This window comes from Paenibacillus sp. FSL R7-0128 (assembly GCF_038002245.1).
In the GTDB taxonomy this organism is placed as follows: Bacteria; Bacillota; Bacilli; order Paenibacillales; family Paenibacillaceae; genus Paenibacillus_AQ; species Paenibacillus_AQ silagei.
In genome coordinates, this window is the sequence record NZ_JBBOCD010000001.1 from 4524976 (window position 1) to 4545657 (window position 20682).

At 53.4% G+C, this 20682-nt stretch carries 32 protein-coding genes; 6 read left to right on the plus strand and 26 right to left on the minus strand.

What is annotated here, in order from left to right; all coding sequences use genetic code 11:
- Window positions 1-431: 431 nt before the first annotated feature.
- Both NST26_RS18890 and NST26_RS18895 read right to left on the minus strand, forming a co-directional pair.
- Window positions 432-1259 (minus strand): hypothetical protein, encoded by an 828-nt coding sequence (locus tag NST26_RS18890; protein ID WP_340979597.1) that lies wholly within the window; start codon window positions 1257-1259, stop codon window positions 432-434.
- Window positions 1259-1849 carry a GIY-YIG nuclease family protein gene (locus NST26_RS18895; RefSeq protein WP_340979598.1) on the minus strand — a complete coding sequence of 197 codons (591 nt, stop codon included), beginning with the start codon at window positions 1847-1849 and terminating at the stop codon, window positions 1259-1261. The genes NST26_RS18890 and NST26_RS18895 overlap by 1 nt, the downstream gene beginning before the upstream one ends.
- A gap of 246 nt (window positions 1850-2095) precedes the next feature.
- On the opposite strand from NST26_RS18895, the gene NST26_RS18900 reads away from it, so the two are divergent.
- The 3 genes from NST26_RS18900 to NST26_RS18910 all read left to right on the plus strand — a co-directional run bounded on the left by NST26_RS18900 (window position 2096) and on the right by NST26_RS18910 (window position 3397).
- Window positions 2096-2476: a hypothetical protein gene (locus NST26_RS18900; protein ID WP_340979599.1), complete on the plus strand. Its 381-nt coding sequence runs from the start codon at window positions 2096-2098 to the stop codon at window positions 2474-2476.
- A 72-nt stretch (window positions 2477-2548) separates the two neighbouring features.
- The gene (locus NST26_RS18905) at window positions 2549-2743 is read left to right on the plus strand and encodes a hypothetical protein (protein ID WP_340979600.1); all 195 of its coding nucleotides are present in this window, start codon (window positions 2549-2551) and stop codon (window positions 2741-2743) included.
- A gap of 219 nt (window positions 2744-2962) precedes the next feature.
- Window positions 2963-3397, plus strand: a complete 435-nt coding sequence (locus tag NST26_RS18910; RefSeq protein ID WP_340979601.1) for a hypothetical protein — start codon at window positions 2963-2965, stop codon at window positions 3395-3397.
- Here NST26_RS18910 and NST26_RS18915 read toward each other — a convergent pair whose 3' ends face one another.
- From NST26_RS18915 to NST26_RS18930, 4 genes are all read right to left on the minus strand, one after another.
- Window positions 3398-4261 carry an ATP-dependent DNA ligase gene (locus NST26_RS18915; RefSeq protein WP_340980855.1) on the minus strand — a complete coding sequence of 288 codons (864 nt, stop codon included), beginning with the start codon at window positions 4259-4261 and terminating at the stop codon, window positions 3398-3400.
- Window positions 4262-4366: 105 nt separating this feature from the next.
- Window positions 4367-4579: a hypothetical protein gene (locus NST26_RS18920; RefSeq protein WP_340979602.1), complete on the minus strand. Its 213-nt coding sequence runs from the start codon at window positions 4577-4579 to the stop codon at window positions 4367-4369.
- Window positions 4576-4758: a hypothetical protein gene (locus tag NST26_RS18925; protein ID WP_340979603.1), complete on the minus strand. Its 183-nt coding sequence runs from the start codon at window positions 4756-4758 to the stop codon at window positions 4576-4578. The genes NST26_RS18920 and NST26_RS18925 overlap by 4 nt, the downstream gene beginning before the upstream one ends.
- 123 nt (window positions 4759-4881) lie before the next feature.
- Window positions 4882-5046, minus strand: a complete 165-nt coding sequence (locus NST26_RS18930; RefSeq protein ID WP_340979604.1) for a hypothetical protein — start codon at window positions 5044-5046, stop codon at window positions 4882-4884.
- A 379-nt stretch (window positions 5047-5425) separates the two neighbouring features.
- On the opposite strand from NST26_RS18930, the gene NST26_RS18935 reads away from it, so the two are divergent.
- Window positions 5426-5650, plus strand: a complete 225-nt coding sequence (locus tag NST26_RS18935) for a helix-turn-helix domain-containing protein (protein WP_340979605.1) — start codon at window positions 5426-5428, stop codon at window positions 5648-5650.
- Here the strand turns inward: NST26_RS18935 and NST26_RS18940 are convergent.
- Genes NST26_RS18940 through NST26_RS18950 form a run of 3 tightly spaced genes read right to left on the minus strand, consistent with a single transcriptional unit; the run spans window position 5647 to window position 7909 of the window.
- Complete coding sequence (locus NST26_RS18940; protein WP_340979606.1) at window positions 5647-6912, minus strand: HsdM family class I SAM-dependent methyltransferase; 1266 nt, start codon at window positions 6910-6912, stop codon at window positions 5647-5649. The two genes, NST26_RS18935 and NST26_RS18940, sit on opposite strands and share 4 nt — an antisense overlap.
- Entirely contained in the window at window positions 6912-7517 is a 606-nt protein-coding gene (locus NST26_RS18945; protein WP_340979607.1) for a hypothetical protein, read from the minus strand. The genes NST26_RS18940 and NST26_RS18945 overlap by 1 nt, the downstream gene beginning before the upstream one ends.
- A complete protein-coding gene (locus tag NST26_RS18950; RefSeq protein ID WP_340979608.1) occupies window positions 7517-7909 on the minus strand; it encodes a DUF134 domain-containing protein in 393 nt (130 codons plus the stop codon). The genes NST26_RS18945 and NST26_RS18950 overlap by 1 nt, the downstream gene beginning before the upstream one ends.
- A gap of 66 nt (window positions 7910-7975) precedes the next feature.
- Here NST26_RS18950 and NST26_RS18955 point away from each other — a divergent pair, with 66 nt between their 5' ends.
- Window positions 7976-8149, plus strand: a complete 174-nt coding sequence (locus NST26_RS18955) for a hypothetical protein (RefSeq protein ID WP_340979609.1) — start codon at window positions 7976-7978, stop codon at window positions 8147-8149.
- A gap of 87 nt (window positions 8150-8236) precedes the next feature.
- Here NST26_RS18955 and NST26_RS18960 read toward each other — a convergent pair whose 3' ends face one another.
- The 14 genes from NST26_RS18960 to NST26_RS19025 all read right to left on the minus strand — a co-directional run bounded on the left by NST26_RS18960 (window position 8237) and on the right by NST26_RS19025 (window position 16554).
- Complete coding sequence (locus tag NST26_RS18960) at window positions 8237-8443, minus strand: hypothetical protein (protein WP_340979610.1); 207 nt, start codon at window positions 8441-8443, stop codon at window positions 8237-8239.
- A gap of 126 nt (window positions 8444-8569) precedes the next feature.
- The gene (locus NST26_RS18965) at window positions 8570-9151 is read right to left on the minus strand and encodes an adenylate kinase (protein ID WP_340979611.1); all 582 of its coding nucleotides are present in this window, start codon (window positions 9149-9151) and stop codon (window positions 8570-8572) included.
- The gene (locus NST26_RS18970; protein ID WP_340979612.1) at window positions 9129-9305 is read right to left on the minus strand and encodes a hypothetical protein; all 177 of its coding nucleotides are present in this window, start codon (window positions 9303-9305) and stop codon (window positions 9129-9131) included. Before NST26_RS18970 ends, NST26_RS18965 begins: the two co-directional genes overlap by 23 nt.
- Window positions 9302-9490, minus strand: a complete 189-nt coding sequence (locus NST26_RS18975) for a hypothetical protein (protein ID WP_340979613.1) — start codon at window positions 9488-9490, stop codon at window positions 9302-9304. Before NST26_RS18975 ends, NST26_RS18970 begins: the two co-directional genes overlap by 4 nt.
- A 1-nt stretch (window position 9491) precedes the next feature.
- On the minus strand, window positions 9492-10883 hold the full coding sequence (locus NST26_RS18980) for a hypothetical protein (RefSeq protein WP_340979614.1): 1392 nt from the start codon (window positions 10881-10883) through the stop codon (window positions 9492-9494).
- A gap of 112 nt (window positions 10884-10995) precedes the next feature.
- Window positions 10996-11493: a hypothetical protein gene (locus NST26_RS18985; RefSeq protein ID WP_340979615.1), complete on the minus strand. Its 498-nt coding sequence runs from the start codon at window positions 11491-11493 to the stop codon at window positions 10996-10998.
- A gap of 428 nt (window positions 11494-11921) precedes the next feature.
- The gene (locus tag NST26_RS18990; RefSeq protein ID WP_445323373.1) at window positions 11922-12479 is read right to left on the minus strand and encodes a dUTP diphosphatase; all 558 of its coding nucleotides are present in this window, start codon (window positions 12477-12479) and stop codon (window positions 11922-11924) included.
- A 95-nt stretch (window positions 12480-12574) separates the two neighbouring features.
- The gene (locus NST26_RS18995; protein ID WP_340979617.1) at window positions 12575-12739 is read right to left on the minus strand and encodes a hypothetical protein; all 165 of its coding nucleotides are present in this window, start codon (window positions 12737-12739) and stop codon (window positions 12575-12577) included.
- Between the two features lie 173 nt (window positions 12740-12912).
- Complete coding sequence (locus NST26_RS19000) at window positions 12913-13245, minus strand: hypothetical protein (protein WP_340979618.1); 333 nt, start codon at window positions 13243-13245, stop codon at window positions 12913-12915.
- Window positions 13245-14171 (minus strand): hypothetical protein, encoded by a 927-nt coding sequence (locus NST26_RS19005; RefSeq protein ID WP_340979619.1) that lies wholly within the window; start codon window positions 14169-14171, stop codon window positions 13245-13247. The genes NST26_RS19000 and NST26_RS19005 overlap by 1 nt, the downstream gene beginning before the upstream one ends.
- Before the next feature lie 377 nt (window positions 14172-14548).
- The gene (locus NST26_RS19010) at window positions 14549-14767 is read right to left on the minus strand and encodes a hypothetical protein (RefSeq protein ID WP_340979620.1); all 219 of its coding nucleotides are present in this window, start codon (window positions 14765-14767) and stop codon (window positions 14549-14551) included.
- Entirely contained in the window at window positions 14764-15333 is a 570-nt protein-coding gene (locus NST26_RS19015; protein WP_340980856.1) for a crossover junction endodeoxyribonuclease RuvC, read from the minus strand. Before NST26_RS19015 ends, NST26_RS19010 begins: the two co-directional genes overlap by 4 nt.
- Window positions 15287-15583 (minus strand): hypothetical protein, encoded by a 297-nt coding sequence (locus NST26_RS19020; RefSeq protein WP_340979621.1) that lies wholly within the window; start codon window positions 15581-15583, stop codon window positions 15287-15289. Before NST26_RS19020 ends, NST26_RS19015 begins: the two co-directional genes overlap by 47 nt.
- Window positions 15583-16554 carry a hypothetical protein gene (locus NST26_RS19025; protein WP_340979622.1) on the minus strand — a complete coding sequence of 324 codons (972 nt, stop codon included), beginning with the start codon at window positions 16552-16554 and terminating at the stop codon, window positions 15583-15585. The genes NST26_RS19020 and NST26_RS19025 overlap by 1 nt, the downstream gene beginning before the upstream one ends.
- Before the next feature lie 368 nt (window positions 16555-16922).
- On the opposite strand from NST26_RS19025, the gene NST26_RS19030 reads away from it, so the two are divergent.
- A complete protein-coding gene (locus NST26_RS19030) occupies window positions 16923-17261 on the plus strand; it encodes a hypothetical protein (RefSeq protein ID WP_340979623.1) in 339 nt (112 codons plus the stop codon).
- A gap of 5 nt (window positions 17262-17266) precedes the next feature.
- Here NST26_RS19030 and NST26_RS19035 read toward each other — a convergent pair whose 3' ends face one another.
- The 3 genes from NST26_RS19035 to NST26_RS19045 are packed head-to-tail and all read right to left on the minus strand — an operon-like array spanning window position 17267 to window position 20500.
- On the minus strand, window positions 17267-18349 hold the full coding sequence (locus tag NST26_RS19035; protein ID WP_340979624.1) for a DNA polymerase: 1083 nt from the start codon (window positions 18347-18349) through the stop codon (window positions 17267-17269).
- Complete coding sequence (locus tag NST26_RS19040) at window positions 18333-18896, minus strand: HNH endonuclease (RefSeq protein WP_340979625.1); 564 nt, start codon at window positions 18894-18896, stop codon at window positions 18333-18335. The genes NST26_RS19035 and NST26_RS19040 overlap by 17 nt, the downstream gene beginning before the upstream one ends.
- Entirely contained in the window at window positions 18893-20500 is a 1608-nt protein-coding gene (locus tag NST26_RS19045; protein WP_340979626.1) for a DNA polymerase, read from the minus strand. Before NST26_RS19045 ends, NST26_RS19040 begins: the two co-directional genes overlap by 4 nt.
- Window positions 20501-20682: the final 182 nt, after the last annotated feature.

A 20682-nucleotide genomic window follows, 5' to 3' on the forward strand; every position in this document is an offset into this window, starting at 1 on the left:
TTCGCTACCGCTTTAACATCCGCGTATACCCGATCCTTTAATAACGAGTGATTACGCGTTATTCCTTGTCTTTGCCTACATGAGTTACTTCTTCGATTAATCATCATGAGAGTTAAGAGAGGGGTTTTAGCTCAAGAGCCTGCCGCGTCACTCTGTGACTTGTCCTGCCGTCCGCTGCGCGGCCGTCAGACTATAATTTATCGCGCGGTTAGATATACATTACACAAGGCCAGGTTTTGGTCGCCGTGTCGGAGTGACTTTCTCCGTGTAGGAACGAGTACAAAGACTAAGAAGAATTTCAAAACCAAAAACGCATAAAAACGGATTAAACCCGCGTTTTAAGCCGATTTACTCACGTTTACTACGTTTTTCGTATGTTCACGTTTTTACCGATGAAAGGCCATATTTGTTCGCGTTTTTACCGATGAGGATTACGTAGCCCTCTTCGCGAAGTTGTTCCGGATGGAAAACATCTCGCGCAGGGTTGCGTCTGGCTGTCCGCTCTTACGGTAGAAAATAAACGGGTTGATCTTGTAGTAGCGTGACTTCCCGTAGACAACCTCCGCAAATACGTACTGATCGCCAAAACGTAGGTTCCGCAGCTTCGTGTATACGGACTTCTCAGTCACACCGGTTAACCTGGCGATATCTTCCTTCGTAAGCGGTAGCGTGTTCTCTACGTCCCGTTCGTATGGATTCGCGCAGATCGTATTCGTCTCAAGGTGAACGTGCCGCAGCAGCTTGTATACGAATCCGAGGTCTTTCGCATTTACCTCGGAGTATAGCTCCTTCACCTTCGCTACGAACGTCTTAATGACCGCCGTATTGTCCGTCTTACCCTGGAAGTGGTAGCGCGGATTAAGGCGGTAATTCCCGGCCTCGTAGTGAATAACTCCCGCGTCTGTCATCTCCAAAAGGAAATGATGCAGCGTAGTTCGGCCTATCTTAAGCGTTCGCATGATGTCGTCTCGACTCATAGCGGTCTTATTCGGATTCTCTAGGATCGCGTCGTAATTTACGAAGCACTGCAAATAAAGAAGATACCCGCAGTGTTTATCGGATACCTTCTCGATTACTTCGTCTATATTGCGCATTTGCGTTACGGTGAACTCCGGTCCACGTCCGCTCTTCACCACTTGCGTTCTGGCGTAAGCTTCACGCTGTTCTGCGGTAGTTACACGATCGCCGTCCGCTAGAATGAACGTCCTATCGAATACCTCGCCCGTTTCCGGGTCTACTAGCGTTCTGATTTCGGCCATTAGGCTATCCCCCTCCCTGCGCGTGTAGCGCGATTTCTAAGGAGTAGCCTGCGCTCAACGAGACGAGAAATTTCTCGGTCTTTTGCCTCTAGGTTTCGAATTAATTCCGCCCACTCAGTTCGTATAACGCCTGGATCGTAGTATGATTCCTCGGCAAACGACTCAAATTCGTCAATTTCAATACGTAGCCATCTTCGCACGTCTTCCGCTTGACTTATAAGGTCTTCGACCTGACATAGTTCTTCTTCGATGTATAAAACATGTTCGCGTGAAAACACTTTATCTCGGTTATGTGACGGCTTTAATTCGTGTATCAGTAGTGTCTCATATATGTCCAATAGCATCATGTTTTCAGGCCTGTAGATGCTAACATGCTCTATGTCACGGCAGTAATGAATCGCGTCACCCTTGCCCTGTGAATGTTCTACTACTCTCCTACCTACGGAAGCACTTTTCCCAACATAGAGCACGCCTTGTGCCGAGTCCCTGAGTACGTAGACTGCAGGCACACAGTTAAAAACTGACCTTGATCTAAGGAAATCCCCTAATGAGTAATCCTCACAAACTGGAAGCGTTAACGTTAAGCTCATCTAATCTCTCCTCTGCGGATATTCCGCGAGGCTGTACGGAGTATACCCGTACCTTCGTCCGCCAGACGGTGTAGGCCTGATTTTTTGCTCGCATACATAAAGCAGGCTATTTTTTCAGGGGCTACGCCTATATAGGTAACTAACCGCGCATAATGTCGGGTATTGTACGTATATATTTACCGCTTTTCTTTCGTCATCCGCCGCGTTATAATACGTACATACGTTCCCAATAACGGAGGTAGTGAGATGAGTACGCAAACTGACGAATTAAAGACGTTGTTACACGCATACATAATTTATCCGCACCTCACAGTGTCCGTGCAGCGCGTCCTTGAAGGATTGGAAGCCACACCTAACGTACTTAACCGCCTTTACAACGCCTCCGGTACGCTCATCCTGCGGAGGATTACGGCCGACCTGCACGACAACCGCCTGGCGCTCAATCGCGCGGGCCTGCACGTGTTAAGAAACGCTGAGCGTAACGGGTTTATACACATTGAATTTACGCGAAAAGGCAGCGCTACTACGGATGTCTACACGGTTGCCCGCGAGGTTATCCGTAAGGAAATGGGGGCAAAGATGGCGCAGTATATAGTGGAGTTTGGTGCGTTGGTTGGACACAAATAAGCGCAACTCCCGGAAGGAAATGGCGCGAATCATGGCGAATATTAACGTAACCTACACGAAAGGACTACGTATATGAGCCGATTTATGAAGCCGCTAACCTCAAACGTACACTTTTATACGGCGCAATTGGAGCAAGAGCCCGTCGTTATTTTCATCGCGGACGAACTCGTGGGTAGCGGATTGATCGAGGATGTTACGGAGGCAGCCGTTAAGGTACGCGGAGAGTACTACATGCGCGCAGCCTGCACGTTTAAATACGCGAGCTAAGCGGTTTACTATTGATAACGGACGGCACCGTTTATAATACGTACATACGTTCTCGTTCGGAGGAATTATACTAAAGTAGAGGAGCCTGAATATATGAACTGTAGTCAATGTGGAGAACGTCCCGCGTTTACTCAAGGGATCTGTATTAATTGTTATAGCTTGTTTCAAAATGCTAAAGCACTTCAACACAACATGCTTGTAGAAGAGAAAAACTATTACTTGGAATATATGGAGCTTGTTTCAGGTCTTCCCAATTCCCTCCCACGCCATAGACCAGTAACGCCTCAGGTCTTCACTGGGAATCTAAATAATATAAACATAGATAGGAGTGTCATAGGCTCAGTAAATACTGGAAACATTGATAGTCTGGACGTTTCACTGAACAACATAAAAATTTCAGGCAAAGACGAACTATCCAAATCCATTAAAGACTTCTCTGAGGCCGTGCTTTCGTGCGACGAACTTAACCAGGATGAAAAAAATGATGTCATCGAGCAAGTGGCTTTCATAAGCGAAGAAGCTACAAAACCAGAGGAAAAGCAAAAGAAAACAATAATTTTGAATACATTAAAGAATGTTAAAGAATCAGTTTTAACTGTAAATGCATTAACCATCTTATGGGAGAAGGTTATTTCACAACTCCCTTTTCTATAATTAAACAATAAACTCCGTAAATACAGGACTCCGCAGCATCCCCGCGCGAGTCCAGTTTCGTATTTTCACGCGCGCCCTAATGCGCGGCTCCACGTACACAAAATCGCGGTCCTCGCCAGTTATCAGCGCCTTACTCACGCCGAAAAACGCCTGCTTATGCGTAGGCGATACGCCGAACTCGATGATGCCCGCTGGCCTCATCCGCCCGTTATCCGTAGGAACCGACGCCAGCCAGCCGAACTCAGCCTTTTTGTATCCGCTCAAATATACGTCAGCGTACGTCCAGTTAATAATCTTCTGCCACTGAGCGCTGCGTCTACCGGTCTCGTATACGCTGTCCTTCCGCTTGGCTACGATGCCCTCCATTGCCCGCGCCTGCATCTGCGCAAATAATGCCTCGCCCGCGCCTTCTATATACGGAGTGACGCCGAAATGTGCGTCAGGCATCGTTAAGCCCGCGAGGATCTCCTTGCGTTCCATCAGCGGGCGGTTGCGCAAGTCCTCACCTTTATAACGCAGAATGTCGAATATAACATAGGTGACCGGTAACTCATCGGTAAGCCGGCGTACTTTATCCGCTCGCTTTGCTTGGAACCGCGACATGACGGATTCGAAATTAATCGCGCCGGTCTGCGGATCGACACACGCGATCTCTCCGTCAAGCGTAATGTCATGCGGGAATAACGCGTCTGCAATTTCGGGGTACTGGCGTGTGCATTCGTTGTTATGGCGCGTATATAAGCAGACTTTGCCGCCAGTCTGAACGTATATTAAGCGGTGGCCATCAATCTTCGGCTCGTAGATATAGCGTGAATCCGAGAACGGGGCCGCCGCAGTTTCGAGTAACATCGGGAAAATAAACATAAGTACCACCTCTACGCTAATTATAGCGTTTGGCTGGCGTGGGAACTTGCGGTAAGTTATGGAACGCAAAAAAAAAGACCGGAAAGCATCCGGTCAAGCTGCGTTCTATTTACGCATCTTTTTCCGCGCGGCATCCCGCAGCTCGCGGTTCAGCGCCTTGAATACGTGATTACGGTATGATAGCAACCGCCGCCGGCGGACGTACAACCGGTCGTACTCCGGATCAGCGATTAGACGCGCCCGGTAATCGTCGAGCTTGCAGTCCAGGTAAGCGCTGCGGTCAGCTACGCCCTTTGCGAATGTCTTAGCGCGCGTCACCGTCGACCCTCCGTAAGTACCGTTTCAAGCGCGGCCAGAACGGTCATTACGTTGTATATCTTCGCGAAGGGCGAGTAGTCAGCGTGCATAATTGCGTGTATCATTCCGATTGCGCCGGCGTAATAATTTCCGTCAGCCTCGCGGATTACGCCTAGCGCGAAGTCGAGTTCGAGTTTCATGCGCGTTACCCCCGGCGGCCGTTGCGAAAGTTTACGATGCTGAGCGCTAAGGCTGCGAGTGTGATCGTCCAGATTACGTATGACATATGCGTTCCTCCTCCGTAGTGGGGCCGTAGCCCCGTGTTATTTAGCCAACCTATTAAGTGACTTTGCCATATCCTCGGCCTCTTTCTTCTTAGAAGGCAAATGCGGTATCCAAATTTTCAGTTCTTTATTCCATACTCCCCATGATGTTGGCTTGTTTTTATCGTTGTATGCGTACGGACTAGCAACAAAATTATCTTCCATCCCTTATCCCTCCCGCGTAGGCCCGCCGGCTTGCTTTATTAAGTGGCAACTCGATTGCCGTTTATGTTATGATTGGGTGGAGAACAGGGGCGCTAACCCCTATCCTCCGAAGGTACTTATCGAAGCCGCCGCCCGCGATTTCGTTTAGTGCCTTTTTCTTTTTCACGGCGATTGATTACGATTGCAGTAGCGAGATTTATGATTGCCGTGAGTAGCAAGACCCAATCTTTCATTTCGGTTCCTCCTTTCCGTGACTGTTACGTTTAACGTAACGTCTACATACACAATATATCATGTTACGCTAAACGTGTCAATATAAATTTGTTACTTTTAACGTAACAGTAATCGTGCTATAATCTTTGCAGGAGGTGGCAATTGAATGGCCGCATATAAGGTCCGCATCAAGCTCGACGAAATCCTAAAAGAGCGCGGCATCAGTGACCGCGAATTCGCACGTATGACCGGCATCCGGCATCCTTCCGTAGGTGAAATGCGCACAAACAAAACGCAGCGACTTCCGCTGGATAACCTCGCAATTATCTGCGAAGTGCTCGACGTTGAGATAACGGATATACTCGAACTAGAAAAAGAGCCGCGCGATTAAGCTGCGGCTCTTTCTTCGTACGATGGCGCATAATAAGCGTCGACAATCCGGTCCTGCCACGTAAAGTCGAACGAACTCTCTGCCGTCCCGCCTCTTACCGCTATCTCCTCCCCGCGTCCTAACGTCAGCACGTTCCAATACGCCATTTGTCCGGCTTTTTCTCGCCAGGCTTCGTATGGCGGTATCTTAACGTTAAACGCATGTGTGAGCCCGCCCGTTCTTTCTACGCCGTCAAACGGCGCAACTGGGTCCGTATTCTCGCGCATAAGATCGTTCTCGAAAGCTTCGACCAGTTCGTCGAGTTGCGTTAGCCCATCGCCCCACTTATCCGTATATCGCCCGTCCTTGTCGTAGCCGATGTCGTTAATCTGTGCGTGGAGGACCGGCGGCTGCCCTTCGTGCCAAAACGTGTCAGCCTGCGCTTCATCCGTCTGCTCTACGCGGTGATAAGCGCCGGCAACTTCGACGTACTTAACGAATACCATCCGTGCGTTAGGCGTGACCTTACGCAAGATGTGAATATCCGTTTTAATCGTCGTACCGGTCAGCGCAAATGTCTCCGCCGGTAGCTCGATACTCGCGATATGCCAGCACGTTTCCCGCATAATCTCGCGAATCTTCGCCGACTGCGTGCCGTATCCGATACCCTTCGGTAGCACAAACGCAATGTAACCGCCCGGCTTGGTCGCTTTAATCGCGAGCTCGATAAACGCTAACTCCGATTTCCCCTTCGCGCGGGACGTGCCGTCCTTACCCTTCGTAATCCGCAGCGTATCGAACGCGTCAGGTAAGTCCGTTGCAGCTACGTCAATACTCACGCCATACGGAGGGTTACCGATCACATAGTCATAGTAATCGCGGCGGCCGTGCAAAAACGCGTCGCCCTGGATGACGTCTGCCTGCGGATAAATAAGGGACATTACTTTTGCGGAGGTCTCATCGAGTTCGAGCGCTGTTATTTCTGCATCGACCGGTAGGTGCTCGATGAATACGCCGCTGCCTGCGCTCGGCTCAAGGAAACGGGAGGCCGGCGGAAATGAACCTCCGGAGAGCCCCCGCAATGCCTCCATAATGACGCGCGCAACGTGAGTCGGCGTGTAGAATGCGCCCCCGGCGTAAGCGTTCGGAAGGAGCCCGCCGGTTGACGTGTAATTAGCGCGGAGGAACGCTATGTCCTCTGCTGTGACATCCGCTGGGTCCTTCGCTACGATCGCCATCGAGCGGACATTTCCGTCCCATCGGGCGCGCGACGCCTTCCCCATTACGCCGCCTCCCTTACGTGTTCCTCCGCAGGTTCTACGGTTATCTCATTAACCGCGCTCATAAGAGGCAGAGCCTCTATAGACGCCAACCAGCGCCCGCCGATCCCGCGCCGCTGCGTAAACTCGTCCGAAAGTTCTCCGCCTGTTTCCCGCAGATTATACGTAATGACACGTCCTGGCGCTGTATCACGCTTATAACGTGCTGCCCGCGCCTGGTTACGTATCTTCGCGCCTGCATCGACCTTCCAGCGCTCATATGCGGTTCGCTTACGCTTAATTGGCGCACGGTGGTCCCGGCCATCCTGTCCGTGAAACTCTGCGGCCGAATCGGACGTCTCTTTATCACGCCGGAGTTCGAGCTGCCACGCGGAGAAGAACGGATATTCCTCGCGCGTCACCTTATCCGGATGCCGGTCCGTCAATTCCTCGCGGAGAATATAATCGGTCAGGCGCTCGATCTCGGCCGTGTCCGGGTATTCTCCTACGCTATCAAAATACGCATCGGTCAGCGCATGTACGGCCGCCATTCGTTCGGACCGTTCGACAATGTCCTGCGCGATAAGATCCGTAACAGCCTCGTGAAATTCCGCCTTGTAATCGTACATTAGGCCGCCCCCTCTTCTAACGGATACTCTGCCGTGACCTCACCGTAGTTCCACCGTTTATAAACTTCCGCGACCTTCTCCGCCGCTGACTCTACGGATTCAACCAACGTAGAGCGCGCGACCCCCATAATTTCAGCGGCATCCTTCTGCGTCAAGTCAGCGCCATAAACCCACGCAATGGCCTCCGTCTGCTTAACCGTAAGGATGGCGGATGAGATAGCGCTGTGTAGGTCGATAAGAATGTCGGCCGCGTTGTAGTCACCGTTAAACCGGGCGGATGAAACTGCGTGCCGATCGCGTAGCAGCTTTTTAACGCCGGCTGCATCGTTTAAAGCGTAGCGAACTGCGTATGTGCGTGCGCCTTTGTCTATATCAATCTTTACAGAACCCATAAAATGCCCCCTAGCATAAATTAATAGTCTTGCGGGTATACTAGTAGTAAGAAAGAAGGTGTAAAAATGGAAAATGAACGTAAATTTGTAGTCCCGCCATTCGCAGGAGAGTATCAAGACATCAAAGAAGCAGCGGAGGCCGCAGAGTTCAGTGATGTGTCAATTAAGAAGAAACTGGAAGACGGATCGGTTGTGGATATTAACAACGCCGACGCCCTCCCGCTGCTCGAAGAGTGGTAAAACCGCACTTTTTCGCAACCGACGTAGGCATTCGTGCTACGTCGGTTTTTCTATTCTGAATTTTTCAAACGTTGAAATCCGCACATGTTATTCCGCAATCGTTCGCTCTATTCCGAGTTCCGCCCGCACATACTCGTCCTCACAACGCCCGTCGTGCGTTTTGTATCCGCCGGTGAACGTTATACACGCATCTCCTACGTATATTTCACCGTCACACCAGGAGCAGTATGCGGACACTCGCGGTTCATCTGGCGGCTGGAACCGTTCGTCCAGCGGGGAATAACCCGTCCACATTCGCGCTCACCTCCGTATCTTCGCGTTTCTGCAGCGGCGTCCGATCGTCATATGGCTGCGCGTTAATCGCGTCAATGCGGCCGTAGAAGTAGCCGGCCTCGAATGCTGCGCGGTAATCTTCGGTGCTCATTCCGGCCACTCACCGCCTAAGTACGACATAATCTCGTCAATCTGCGCGTGCAACTCCGCGAGCCCCGCGTCATTCGTAACGGTGAAATTCGCAGCGTATCCGTCGAGCGCCGTCTCCGTCCCGTGCGCCAAGTCTGTATAAGCGAACGTGTCGCCCGATTCGACCGCGCGCTGGATACGGAGGCCGTCCGAAGCTTCTACGCGGATGAGGACGTATGAGCGGGCGGAGAGCGCTTCATACTCGTTCGGCTGGCGTGTATCGGTTATTACCGCGCGGAACTCGCCCGGCCCTCTCACCGCATTACTATGCGCCCGATGTGCGTCGATGTTTACGAGGCACTTCCGCACCCACACGTCGGGATCACGCTGCCGCATCGTCTGTCCGAACCATTGATACAATTCGCGCGGCTTCGTTCCCGGCGCGGGATGGCCGAAGATTTCGTGAGCATATCGCTTAAGTGCGTCGCCGAACGCAAACTGCGTATATCCGTATTTGGACGCGAGGTAATCGCCGACCGTATCCTTACCGCTGCGAAGGCGGCCAGTTAATCCGACGTTAGGAAGCGTCCTCTTCGTCATCAGCGCCCACCTCCTCGTCAGACATCGTCATTACGTCCCATTCTCGCGCATACTCTTCGTTAAACAACCACGCGCTTACGCGGTCGGCCGGGGAATAACCCGCAGCCTCTTCGTCGTCATACGTAAGCTCGACCGTGAATATGATGCGCTTCATTCGGCGGACACCTCCGGAATTAATATCGCGGTCATCTTACGGAAGCCTGCGCTTTTGTCCCATCCGTCTTGTCCGCGAAACCGGCGGACCTTGCGGCCGTTCGACCACACGTTGAGTACGTCGATCTCAGCGTCAAGTGGCAGCGCGTTAAGCATCGCGATTACTTCGCTGACAGGGCGCTTCATATTACGCAGCCTCCTTGCGCGGGGAAGATGCGGCTTTTACACCGCTGTCCTCCCGTGAATCGTCGATAATCTGCGCGTACTCCAAGTGCTCCCACGCCTCGCGCCCTTTCGCGTCAATATACGTATAACCGGAGTCGACCGCGACGAATTCTTGCGGGGGATTAACACCTACGGTTCGATGCGTCGGACGGACTGCATAGACAATCCCGCCCTTAACAACGTCGCCTACACGGACCTCCGTCGGGCTTGGCGCATCCAGATACTCCGTAGGAACTTCGAGGCCGAGCGCACGGTGCAGTGCAATTGCACGCCCGATATGCGCGTTGAACACTTCGCCTGGCGCGCATTTAGCGATGCCACGAGAGATTACCCTAAGGCTCGCGTTCGCTACAATTAGCGCAACTACCGTTCTCTTTTCATGGTTAGCGATGTACTTTACGTGGGTCACACGTCGAGCGGCCGCGAGGTCCCTAACGTCAGCCTTCGCACGCTCAACGATTTCGTCGCGCTGTTGTTGGGCGGATTTTACCGGAGCTGCGAAAGTCTGCGGCGCAGTGTCAACGGGACCGGACGCTGCCTCACGCTCGGTCAACACGCTGATTACGGATTCAAGCGCGGTGATGCGTTCCTCGGCCTGCGTGAGTCTGAGCGCGAGGCTTGCGATATTGGCGGCTATTTGGGTTTCTGCAGGTTGATCGGATAGGGGCACGGCGGTCTCAACTGGTTCAAGCGCGCGGTAGTCTCCGTCAACAATATACCAACCGTTTACGTACGCTCTGTCCGATAGGCGCTCGTCGACTACACCTACATCGCCGATATTGTGGCGGAAGTTGCAGCCGACCGCTTTCGATGCGGTGCCGCTTACGATAATCACGCGCTCGCCTACCGCAGCCTTACGGTCGACCATCGAGTAGCGGACGTTATCGATTACGAGGATTTCCGTAGGTTCGAGGACTACATAATCTTCCACCCTCATGTACACGGTATCTCCGAGGAACGACGGAATGTATATGCAGCCAGGCTCGAAATCACCGTCAAGGGCCGTGTGAACGCTGCCTGCCGCATGTAACTCCGGCAAGTCTTCGTCCGTAACCTTGACGAGTTCACCTACGGCCGCCTTCCGCTTAACCTCGCAGTATTCGCGTAGGACACCGCCGAGCGATTCGTCCGGCAACAACGTCGTTGCAGTGCTAGGCGAGATGTCGGCGTCCGTTTCGAGCGTGAACCATGTTTTGTAGCTGTCTCCGTCTGAGTCCGGCAACTTCGTATAGCCTCCGCCAAGCTCAGCAACGTAATAGCTACGGTTGTCCTCGTTGGTTATCTCGAATCTATCACCAACCGAATACCCGAAACCCGCCGTGTGGCACCGCAAATACTTTGTTGTTTTCTCCATTAATAACCGTCTCCCTTATCGTTTAATGTTCCACCGTTGGCGCGGCGGTTTACTACGTCAGGAAGGGCGCTTGCCCGTTACGTCCTTCCTGACGCATTCGTCCTATCTGCATTTAATAATCGTCTGTCGCGTCCAACATCGCCACGGTTGCGGCATCCTCCAGCGTTGAGATCAGTGCACGCCGCTCGGTATAGTTGACGCCTGTAATCGCGCTGTACGTGTCCTCCGCCAGCCTGCCCGGACCTAACGCCGCCATGACGACGCCAGTAATTTCGCCAGATCGCGCTAACCTCGCGAATGACTCTATCGTTTCGGCGACCGGATTCGGAAACGGAATGACCTGCGCCGGCACATGCGGAATGATATCGAAGCCGCGTAACCGTTCGCTGATCCGGTTAAGCGTGTTATGCGTTGATGTGCCTTGCGTAAGATTCTCCGTTTTGACAACGCAAGCATACGAACCTCCACCGCTGCAGCGTCCCGGCCCTTCCATCGCGAGGCTGAACCGCAGGATATCGCCGACGGCCGCGTCTTTGAACAGCTCGGCGCGAGTCTTACGTGTGACGGCCGTAATGCGGAACGGCTGGCTTGCGAGTATGATCACGTCCATTTAATGCACCTCCTAATTAATTTCATTGCTCAAGTTTAATTTCCGTGGTAATATTTTCTAACGGGCACAATTTGGTAAAGTAGAAGTTTATAATGTCGACTTCGGTCATCAATGTAAACTTGGCTTTCCATTGAGCCGTGTCCGCCTTCGGCGGGCCATAGAATCGCAAGTAATCTGCGCGGGTGAAATTTTTTGGGTGGGGTAGTGTCGCGAGAAAGCGAGTGATGTCTATGAAAACCAAGAACTTTCCAATCGTGTCCGTAGTCCTAATTGTTACAATTTGCATTTGCTTCCTCTACGCAGTACATAAGGATTTATCTCCAAGTGTACAGGGCTCAGTGGGTTCGTTAGAACTTAAGGTCAGTGCAGACAGCAAGCAGAACGAACAATCTGGCGAGAAAAGCCTCCCGTAAGGGGGGTTTTTCTTTTTATGTCCCCGTATGTCCGAATCCGCTGACCCCGCGCGCAGTCTCCGATAACTCCGCGACGACCTCGAAGGCTGCGCGGTAGACTGGCGCGATAACCGCCTGAGCTATGCGTTCTCCCTTGCGGATGATGTACGTTGCGACTGGCACGCTGTCCTCCGTCAAGACGTTGCCGAGCGGTGAGTCGCCTGTTCCGTCAAGCGTGTGCAAGGCATTGTGACATAGCGGCCAAAGACCGTCGCAGTCCACCTCGTACTCTTTCTGCGCGATATTATCGACTAGCACGCAAATCTCGCCTCTGAACGATGAGTCTCCGGTGCCGGGCGAATTGGCTACGCGCAGCTTCGTGTTAGCGCTAATACCGGAGCGCGGTCGTATCTGGACTTCGTAGCCTTGCGGAATTTCTAACGCGATTCCCGTACGCATCTTAACGGTCTGACCCGGCTCGACTACGTAATCCTCCTGCGCCACCAAATCGAATCCGCTATCGCCAGGCCGCGCATACTTCGGTAACTCCGCGCCCGACATCAGCGTGATTTTAATAGGTAATTCGTTCCCCATCCGCTCACCTCTCCGTAATTTATCGATAATTTCCGTCCGCCGCCGTCTTCGCTCCGCCATGATGTCCGCTTGCCTGCAATCGGGTACGCGCTGAATCAAGTCCGTTCCTTATGCGCTCTTACCGCCATCAGTGTGAAATCGAACGCAAGGTAGAGAAGCGCATATCCGACAACAAGCGGAGAAGGATCGTAGCATCCGAAAACATATCCGATAAATCCCAGCGTCCATATTACCGCGCATAGCGTTGTTAATATTTTCATACGCTCACCCTTTCGTTATAATAACGCAACAACCAGCGCACGCACCGCGACGGCTCCGGCAATGACTACGAAGAGTGCCGCCCAATCACGCGCGGTTTGCTCGCGCTTCGCTACCGCTGGGTCGGCGGGCCGGACCGTATAGCCGCGCGGCGTGCGTTCGGTTTTATACGAGGTCACTCGGCCACCTCACGTTCTTCGATAACGTAAATTGCACCGCGCTGCTCGACAATATCGTATTTCGTAGCGTCGATTACTGCGCCTGGCCGGAGAGTGACTTCGTGGCGGATTGGCGTAGTCTTCTCCGTATCGTGGCGGATACCTACCGTAAGCCCCACGATGATTAGCGGCGCAATTAGGACGATTCCGCATACTAGAGGAGCCCCGTCGTCACCGTCCAAGGCAGCACGAAAGGCCGCCAAACCAATTAGCGCGAGAGTAATGAGCAACCAACCCCACCACGTTACCGAACGGACAGCCTCCCCGCCGTACGTATTCAGCACGTCCATTAAGCGGCAACTCCTTCCGTCAATGTTGCGCCATAGTCAACGTCGGTGTCGTCGAGGATGCGTGGGTCACCGAGATTGGCGTCGCGTCTTAAGCTGTGGTAGCACGATTCAGAAACCGCCTCTTCGCGTAAATCCGTTACCCGCGCAACTGTAAGCGTTCCGTACCGTGACGCCGTGTAAACTTTAGCGCCAATCTCCGCTTTCTCCGGCTTCGGAGCGTTCGTATACTCGCCCGGAATTTCCAGCCCTAACGCACGTCTCAGCGCGATCGCCTTGCCGATTTCAGCGTGGAATACGTCGTCTGGCGCGGCTTTGGCGATTGCTTTCGCGTCAGGTACGCGTTCTGCTACTATCCCGCGATTTACTAGCGCAGTTACCGTACGTTTATCGCGGTTGACGTTAAATCGAACAGCGTAACAATGGTTGTGGAACGGAGACACTGGCGCAATATCTGCGTAGATATCACGTCCAATCTGCAGCAACTCCACCACATCAGCGGTCGCCTTCGCGATTACCTGTGCGCGGGTTAACGGCTTGCTCACACTTACGCCCGTCGCCTTTATGCTACCTGCGCTGCTTACCGCAATGCATGGTGCTGTAATTCCGCGCTCCAAGTCCGGCAGGATTGCTCGAATGGCCGGCGCATTGTCCACGATGAACGCGCGGAAGGCTGCGTAGAGAGGATCGGACTGGAGCGAAAGGGCCTTAGCGGATACTGCGGCGGTTAACGGTTCGAGGACGACGTACTCGCGATCGGAGATCCAAATTCTTACGCCATCCACGTACAAGCCCCGCCCGTCTACCTCCCTAACCGTAAGCTCGCTGCCATTACGGTAATTCCCTCCAGTAATCGTTGCATTTACGATCTTAATCCGCTCACCCACCGCTGCCTTGCGCTTAACCTCGCGATAACTAACGTTTGTCATTTTATCGTCCTCCTTCGTAATGTTGGCGCTTCGTGAACGCCTTGTACGGTAATATAGAAAAGCTGCGGAGCCTCCCGCACCAATCAAGCCCCAAAAGCGGAAACTTTTTCGTCGGCTCTGCGCCTTACAATTACATACGGACAGTGAATCCGCGCTTTGGGACACCCGCAGACACAAAAAAACGGAGAGCCGGCGAAATTAATCGCGAGCACTCCGTTGTATACTCCGTAATGTATCAGCCAGCCGATCGCGGGCGTCCGCCAGTCTCCGTTCATACTCCGCGAGCAGGCCGCCATACAGCGCAACACTACGCTCCAGCTCGGCAATTTCGGCGCGTTGGGCCTCCGCTAATTGGTCCGTCAGGCGGTCCGGCTGCATCATTTGCGACTAGCCAACGCTGCGACGACCGTAATCATTAACACGCATACAGCGATAGTAAGTCCGATGGCGAAACCGCCCCAAAACGGAAGCGTCACCCACCACCAGGACCAGCCGATTACACCCGTTAATTTTAGCGCGATAAACAACACGCCGAGAAGTCCGAATATACCGACGCCGTCACTCCGTACCTCAATCTTGTCAGCCGTTTTTCTCACGCTGCAATCCCTCCGATTTCATCGATCATATTTTCGCGTAGTAGATACGATAGGCCAACCGCGCAGGCGTCCGCGTCATCGTAGCCAGTCCGCCACTTGTAACCGTCCGGCAGACGCAGGTATCTCCACACGGCCTCCGCAACTTCCGGCTTCTCCGCCTTCCCGCTGCCGGTTACGTACTTCTTGACCGACGTCGGGCTCAGCGCCGGCTTTAAATCCTCCGCTTGGTATCCGTACGCCGCGAGCGCTCTGTCTGCCGCCGCCCATGCGCTGAATATCGTTTGAGTCGCTCGCTTATTCCGGCCGGACGTAAAGTCTTCGCGGACAACGATGTCAAACGGGCGGTGCTCGCGGAGGAAGGCGGCGACAAACGTTTCGACCGTGTAATTCCGCACGGCATCCGTGTCAGCCGTCGAAGTCGCAACGGAGGAGCACGCAAGGAGGAACGGCGTCCTCCCGCGCACCTCTAGCGCTGCGATTCCGGGGCTTAGCGATAGGTCGAGCGCGAGGATACGGAAGTTAGTTTCCGGCGGTGTCCGTTTCGCTGACTCCGTCTTCTTTACGATCGCTTCCGCCTCCTTCCGGACATGCGAGCGCCATAAACTTCGTGAGGTGCTCGCGGAATAACTCCGTTGCTAAGCGGGTAGCGAGTTCGTTAGCGGAGGTGTCGCCGTCGTCCATACCGGATAGATACGTCTGGATAAACGTGTCCTCCTCTTCGGTAAGGAGCTCGCGCGGATTAACCTCGAAAGATTCGTATAGAACCGTTGCCAGCGCTCCGAATACGATATGTGCGCGTAATGATTCTTCGCCCATTAAGCCGCCTCCTTCGCTGATTCTTCCGCCCGCACCGCCTCGATGAACGCCAGCGCCTCCGCATAATCGCGCTTCTTGCCGTCCGGCAGTGATGAGCGGAGAGTAGCGCTGACTTTACGCTGCAGGGCCGCGAGCTCCTCCGTAGACAACGACAACGCAATTGCACGCTTGAAGTCGTTGAAAAGCCAGCGATCGAGGTCGAGTTCCGGCGCTTCGCCACGTTTGGCCGCGTCAACTATTTCCGCGAAATGGTCGAGCACTTCCGCGCGCATCTCGTCCGTTATATGCAGTCCGAACGCGAGAATGTCCGGAGTCTTGGCGAAGTCTTCCGGCGTTATCGTCCAGCCCTTTTTGCTCGCGTTAACGTAGAGGATGACGTAGTAATCGATCGGAGCGTCTGGCCGGCCGTACATAACGGAGTAACAAACGCATTGCTTAACGTGGTCATCCTTCGGCCCCTTACGCGCCTGGAATCCGGACGTCTGTGAGTACGTTCCTTGTTTACTCTTGATTTCGAGACCGACACGCAGCACCGTTCCGTCAGCGGACACGTAGCGCATGATTCCGTCAGACGTTCCGAACAGTGCGAACGTCTGGCCGTTGTGTTCGATCCGTGCGCCTATCTTAACGAAGTCCTCGAACGCTGGCTCTCCGTATTGATTGCGCTCGAACGTAAACGGCGGACGGTCACCGGTCAGTTTAGCGTAATGGCTCTCCGCGAAGAGGATATCGCGCTGAATCATATCGCCGATTGACGTTCCCAGGCGCGTCCATCTGCCTTGATGCGGAGGCTGTCCGGCGCGTTCCTTTTTGGCTCCGCGCATCTTTTCGTATAGACCGCGCGGGTCAGCGTTGGCGGCCGACGGAGAGAAATACGGAATGTTACGCGGCGGCCAAATTTTGCGCGATTTATCCGTGAGGATGTCGGCGTACCACCGGTGGATCTGCGCGTCGAGAACGTCGTCGTACACTTCTGGTTGCGCGTGGTAAACGTTGAGGAAATCCGTGAAATGCTGTGCGATTTGATTAGCGATTGATTGCGTAATATTAAGCCGCCTCCAGTATTTAGGATTAATAAAACGGTGATTAAAGTTGAATACTATTGTTAGAAGGGAAAGCCACTAAAGAAGGGATGAGATATTGTGAGTTATAAAAGCGCTAAGAAGGTATTACCTAAATCAAGGTTGCACTCTGGGAACAATCCAGCCGAAAGAACTAGCAATAATGACGGCGTTATAGGCGGCCATAGTTCTGAACCAAACCCTCGGGATGCTGGAGGCAATCCTGGAGACGATGGTGACCGCTAAACAAAACAAATAAGGGAGGATGAGACGGCTGAATGGCTATGCAGATAAAGCATTTAAAAATGCCTAGAAATCAAGAGCAAAATAAAGATCCGCTTAACCCAAATTCTGTTGTATTTACTGAGAACGTCACTTTTGAAAAGGTTGTGAGAGAATGTTGGGCATGTATTTCTTATGTTCAGCTCTTGAATTTTTCCAATCCCACTGATACAATCCGAAGTTTTGACATCGGTGTAGATGCTGAAAAAGATGCTACAAACCCGCACTCTGTTATTGTAAAGAGCTTAGTCAGGGTTGCTCCTAGTGCAAATGAAGACAAACCTGTTTATTCAGGGTATGTCAATATTGTTGTCTTTGCAGAGACAGAGGATTAACTGGCTTATCGGTACTTGTTCGCGAACTCCGGCAGCGGTCGGTTATTCGCGTAGTCCCATTGCGTCGGACTATACTCCATCATCCAGCGCTTTTGTATCGCAATGTCCGTCACTAGCGGCAGGCTCAACGTGGTCGTCTGCGTCATCACGTCGTTAATTAGCGCGATCGTCTCAGGCGTTACCTGTTCGTCTGGAATGCTGACGATAACCTCATCGTGGATCGACGCGTTAAACTCCCAACCACGTTCCCGGCAAATCTGCGCCATACGGATACCTATGCGCTTGAGGATGTCCGCGCCAGTCCCTTGAATAACGGCATTGAAGGACGCGCGCTCCCAATATCCGACAAGGCCGCGCGATTCTGACAGTGCGTCTATTTCCGTCTGCAGAGCCGCGAGTCTCCGCGCGTCAGCTTCGGTCGGCTTCGCTTTATTCCGCAGCGCCTTACGTTCTGTGTATAGGTGGATTAAGCGCTGTTCATTCTTGCCCGCGTTGCCCGCCACGCGTTTATAATCCGGGAAGCGCCGTTTCCTCCCGAATAGCGTCTCGACGTAACCGTACTGCCGCATGAACTCGCGAATATCGGCCACCATCGTTTTAAATGACGGAAAGGTGGCGTCGAAATTAGCGAAAAACATTTCCGCGACGTCCGGCGATACGTTCATTTTCTTCGCGAAGGAGGCCGGAGACTGGTCGTATGATACCGCGAGCTGTCCGGTCTTCATCATCTTGCGGGGCTGGAACGTGTGCGTCGGGTCATACGCCTTATCGACGCAATAATCTTCCGCCAGGCCGAACGTCATCATCGCCATTGTCGTATAGAGGTCGACGCCGTTTACGAAAATTTGACGCATGGAGTTATCGCCGTAGCGTTCGTACATGATATGCGACATCACGCGCGGCTCTATTTGCCCGAGGTCAGCGCCGACGAACGTACAACCATCACGCGGCATGAATTGGTTACGGACGCGATTGCCTGCGCCTTTTGACGGAAGATTTTGCGCGTTCAAACCTCGCTTTACTTTACGTTCGTCGGCGATTAGTTTCCGAACTATGGCGTGGTAATTTGCGTCAGTTACTACTAACATGTTTCTTTCTCGGCCTCCCTCCACGTATCCACGTTCCCGCACGCATCCGTTCAGCTACTTCGACAGCCGCGTCGTAGTCCTTCCGTTTAGCGCGCAGTACCTCGCCGTTGCGCATAACAGCCGCGATCCATATACCGTCCGTTTTACTGTAGGACACGTTGAGCGCGCCACTTTGGTTGTTCCGGCTCGGTATTCCGTTCAGGTTCTGCATATTCCCGAAGTGGTCCGTTATCCGTAAATTACTCCGCCGGTTATTCAGCGTATCCCCGTCGATGTGGTCCACGACCTTACCGAGCGGAGCATTCGTCAGAAAGCGGTGCAACTTTACGAACTCACGCCCGCCACCCTCTTTCGCCGCATTCCGTATAGCGTACGGCTTCCTAGCGAAGTCCTTCGGGTTGTACGGAAGGTCTACGCACCAGGAGCCGCCCGCCTCGATCAATCGCGCCAGGTCTGCCGAATCAATCAGACACTCGTAAACGTCGCCGTTCCTTCGCCTAATAAAAATCGCCGTCGTATCTCCACGAATCTCATACGCATTCCTCACGTACTCGCCTCCGTTTCAAATTCCGCTAATATATCGATCGGCCGACCGCTGTATCCGCTCGAACTGTAGCGTCCGGTTGACGTCCCTCCGGACTTAAACTCCGAATGCACGCGGCCGTCCACTTCGATAATCGAGTCTTTACCCGCGCTGCCTAACATCGGTTGAATATACGTTGTGAGCAGCTTTTCGTAAGCCGCGACAGTAGCCAGCGGACGGAGCGCGTCTTCCTCTTCGTAGTAGACGTCGAGGATTTCCGCCGCTGTACTCCGTGTCTTGCCGCGCTTAAATTGGCCGGTCCGGTCTCGGATGCCGAGGTGGTCGTAGATTAAGTACGCGAGATGATTCCCGTTTGTTATCGTAAACTCCTCAACGAATGCCGGCGCATTATCCTCGGTCGGCGGTAACAGCGCGGCAGCCTCCGCTTCTAACTCCGCAAGCCGTTCGACCGCGTTCGTGTACTTCTTAAGCGCTGTCTTACTGGCCGCCTCGCATTCCGCGATAATTACGCGCTGCTTCTCCTGCGCTACATTATTCCGCTCAATCCGCGCCTGCTGTTTCGTACACCATTCAGCGATTTTGCTTGCGTTAAGAGTGCGGTCCATCTTCCGTACGAACTCCGCGTCAATGCTGTATGATGTGACCACGTCGGCCCGCGCCTTCTCAAGCAACGGTTCAAACTCCGCCTCTAATCGCGCCAGGCCGTCGAGGTCAACTACGAAGCCGGATCGTGCTAAGAATACGTCAGTTTCCGGCAACTTCGAGTCAATCTGCGCGTAACATTCGAGTAACTTGCCGGGACCGTCCGCAGAGGCCGCGCGCTTCATCTGCTCGAATTGCCACTCCGTAAACTTCCAACCGTAGAGTACGTCCTTTATCGCGTAGATGCCGACAAGTTCGATGCTAAACGGTGCCGGCGAGCGGTTGCCGAACATGTCCTCGAACGTATAGACTGGACCGTTGATTCCGAAGAACCGTCCATACTTCGCGGTTAGCGGCTTCAAACCGTACGCCTCTTCATGCTCGTTGAGTAAGCGCATCGCGTCGAGCGAATCCCATACGCATCCTTGAATAACGTAGCCGTCCTTAATCGCGACGTGTAAGTCATAGCGCGCCGATCCCATATGAAACGACTTGCCGTGCGCCGGTTGCGTGAGGTACGGGGCAATCGCGGCGAGAACCTTCGAACGCGTTAGCTGGCGGTCGGTTGATTTATGCGCGCTCAATTCGTCCAGGAACTCGAAACACGGCTCCCCGCGCATGTCTACGTGACCATACGCAAGGTAATAGCCCTCGTCCAATAACGGCAGCCACACGCTGTATCCGATCGAAACGTCAATGTACGTATCAACACCGGTTCCCTCGAAGTCATTCGCGGTAAACGATTTAACGCCGAGCACCGCCCATCTATCCGGCCATTCACGCATCTGGCGGCGGCATTCCTCGCGCAATCGCTCGACGAACGCCGGTAACTCCGCGTCATCCGTCACGATGTGGAAGTTCGCCGGCTTCGTCCGCAGCGTCTCTGCGATTCTTTCCGCCCGTTCAGCGCGTTCCTTTTCCGCCGTCAACCGCTCGCCCGCTGCGATTACGTCCGCTTTCGTCACCTGTCCGCCTCCAGACCGGAGCTTGCCCGCTGCTCCGGTCTTTTCTGCGGTTCTTACGGTCTCGACGAGTTGGCGCTCGCGGTCCGTTCGTGACATTCGGCTAATACGTTCGATAGCTTCGGCGTCCGTTTCCTCGGCGGCCTTCTTACGGCGTGTCGCTGACGCAACCCTTTCGGCGACGT

Bases quoted from the DNA above. Each gene is read 5' to 3' on its own strand.
- NST26_RS18890 (WP_340979597.1), bottom strand. From the start codon at position 1,259: ATGGCCGAAATCAGAACGCTAGTAGACCCGGAAACGGGCGAGGTATTC.
- NST26_RS18895 (WP_340979598.1), bottom strand. From the start codon at position 1,849: ATGAGCTTAACGTTAACGCTTCCAGTTTGTGAGGATTACTCATTAGGG.
- NST26_RS18900 (WP_340979599.1), top strand. From the start codon at position 2,096: ATGAGTACGCAAACTGACGAATTAAAGACGTTGTTACACGCATACATA.
- NST26_RS18905 (WP_340979600.1), top strand. From the start codon at position 2,549: ATGAGCCGATTTATGAAGCCGCTAACCTCAAACGTACACTTTTATACG.
- NST26_RS18915 (WP_340980855.1), bottom strand. From the start codon at position 4,261: ATGTTTATTTTCCCGATGTTACTCGAAACTGCGGCGGCCCCGTTCTCG.
- NST26_RS18925 (WP_340979603.1), bottom strand. From the start codon at position 4,758: ATGAAACTCGAACTCGACTTCGCGCTAGGCGTAATCCGCGAGGCTGAC.
- NST26_RS18930 (WP_340979604.1), bottom strand. From the start codon at position 5,046: ATGGAAGATAATTTTGTTGCTAGTCCGTACGCATACAACGATAAAAAC.
- NST26_RS18935 (WP_340979605.1), top strand. From the start codon at position 5,426: ATGGCCGCATATAAGGTCCGCATCAAGCTCGACGAAATCCTAAAAGAG.
- NST26_RS18940 (WP_340979606.1), bottom strand. From the start codon at position 6,912: ATGGGGAAGGCGTCGCGCGCCCGATGGGACGGAAATGTCCGCTCGATG.
- NST26_RS18945 (WP_340979607.1), bottom strand. From the start codon at position 7,517: ATGTACGATTACAAGGCGGAATTTCACGAGGCTGTTACGGATCTTATC.
- NST26_RS18950 (WP_340979608.1), bottom strand. From the start codon at position 7,909: ATGGGTTCTGTAAAGATTGATATAGACAAAGGCGCACGCACATACGCA.
- NST26_RS18955 (WP_340979609.1), top strand. From the start codon at position 7,976: ATGGAAAATGAACGTAAATTTGTAGTCCCGCCATTCGCAGGAGAGTAT.
- NST26_RS18960 (WP_340979610.1), bottom strand. From the start codon at position 8,443: ATGTGGACGGGTTATTCCCCGCTGGACGAACGGTTCCAGCCGCCAGAT.
- NST26_RS18965 (WP_340979611.1), bottom strand. From the start codon at position 9,151: ATGACGAAGAGGACGCTTCCTAACGTCGGATTAACTGGCCGCCTTCGC.
- NST26_RS18970 (WP_340979612.1), bottom strand. From the start codon at position 9,305: ATGAAGCGCATCATATTCACGGTCGAGCTTACGTATGACGACGAAGAG.
- NST26_RS18975 (WP_340979613.1), bottom strand. From the start codon at position 9,490: ATGAAGCGCCCTGTCAGCGAAGTAATCGCGATGCTTAACGCGCTGCCA.
- NST26_RS18980 (WP_340979614.1), bottom strand. From the start codon at position 10,883: ATGGAGAAAACAACAAAGTATTTGCGGTGCCACACGGCGGGTTTCGGG.
- NST26_RS18985 (WP_340979615.1), bottom strand. From the start codon at position 11,493: ATGGACGTGATCATACTCGCAAGCCAGCCGTTCCGCATTACGGCCGTC.
- NST26_RS18990 (WP_445323373.1), bottom strand. From the start codon at position 12,479: ATGGGGAACGAATTACCTATTAAAATCACGCTGATGTCGGGCGCGGAG.
- NST26_RS18995 (WP_340979617.1), bottom strand. From the start codon at position 12,739: ATGAAAATATTAACAACGCTATGCGCGGTAATATGGACGCTGGGATTT.
- NST26_RS19000 (WP_340979618.1), bottom strand. From the start codon at position 13,245: ATGGACGTGCTGAATACGTACGGCGGGGAGGCTGTCCGTTCGGTAACG.
- NST26_RS19005 (WP_340979619.1), bottom strand. From the start codon at position 14,171: ATGACAAACGTTAGTTATCGCGAGGTTAAGCGCAAGGCAGCGGTGGGT.
- NST26_RS19020 (WP_340979621.1), bottom strand. From the start codon at position 15,583: ATGGGCGAAGAATCATTACGCGCACATATCGTATTCGGAGCGCTGGCA.
- NST26_RS19030 (WP_340979623.1), top strand. From the start codon at position 16,923: ATGGCTATGCAGATAAAGCATTTAAAAATGCCTAGAAATCAAGAGCAA.
- NST26_RS19035 (WP_340979624.1), bottom strand. From the start codon at position 18,349: ATGTTAGTAGTAACTGACGCAAATTACCACGCCATAGTTCGGAAACTA.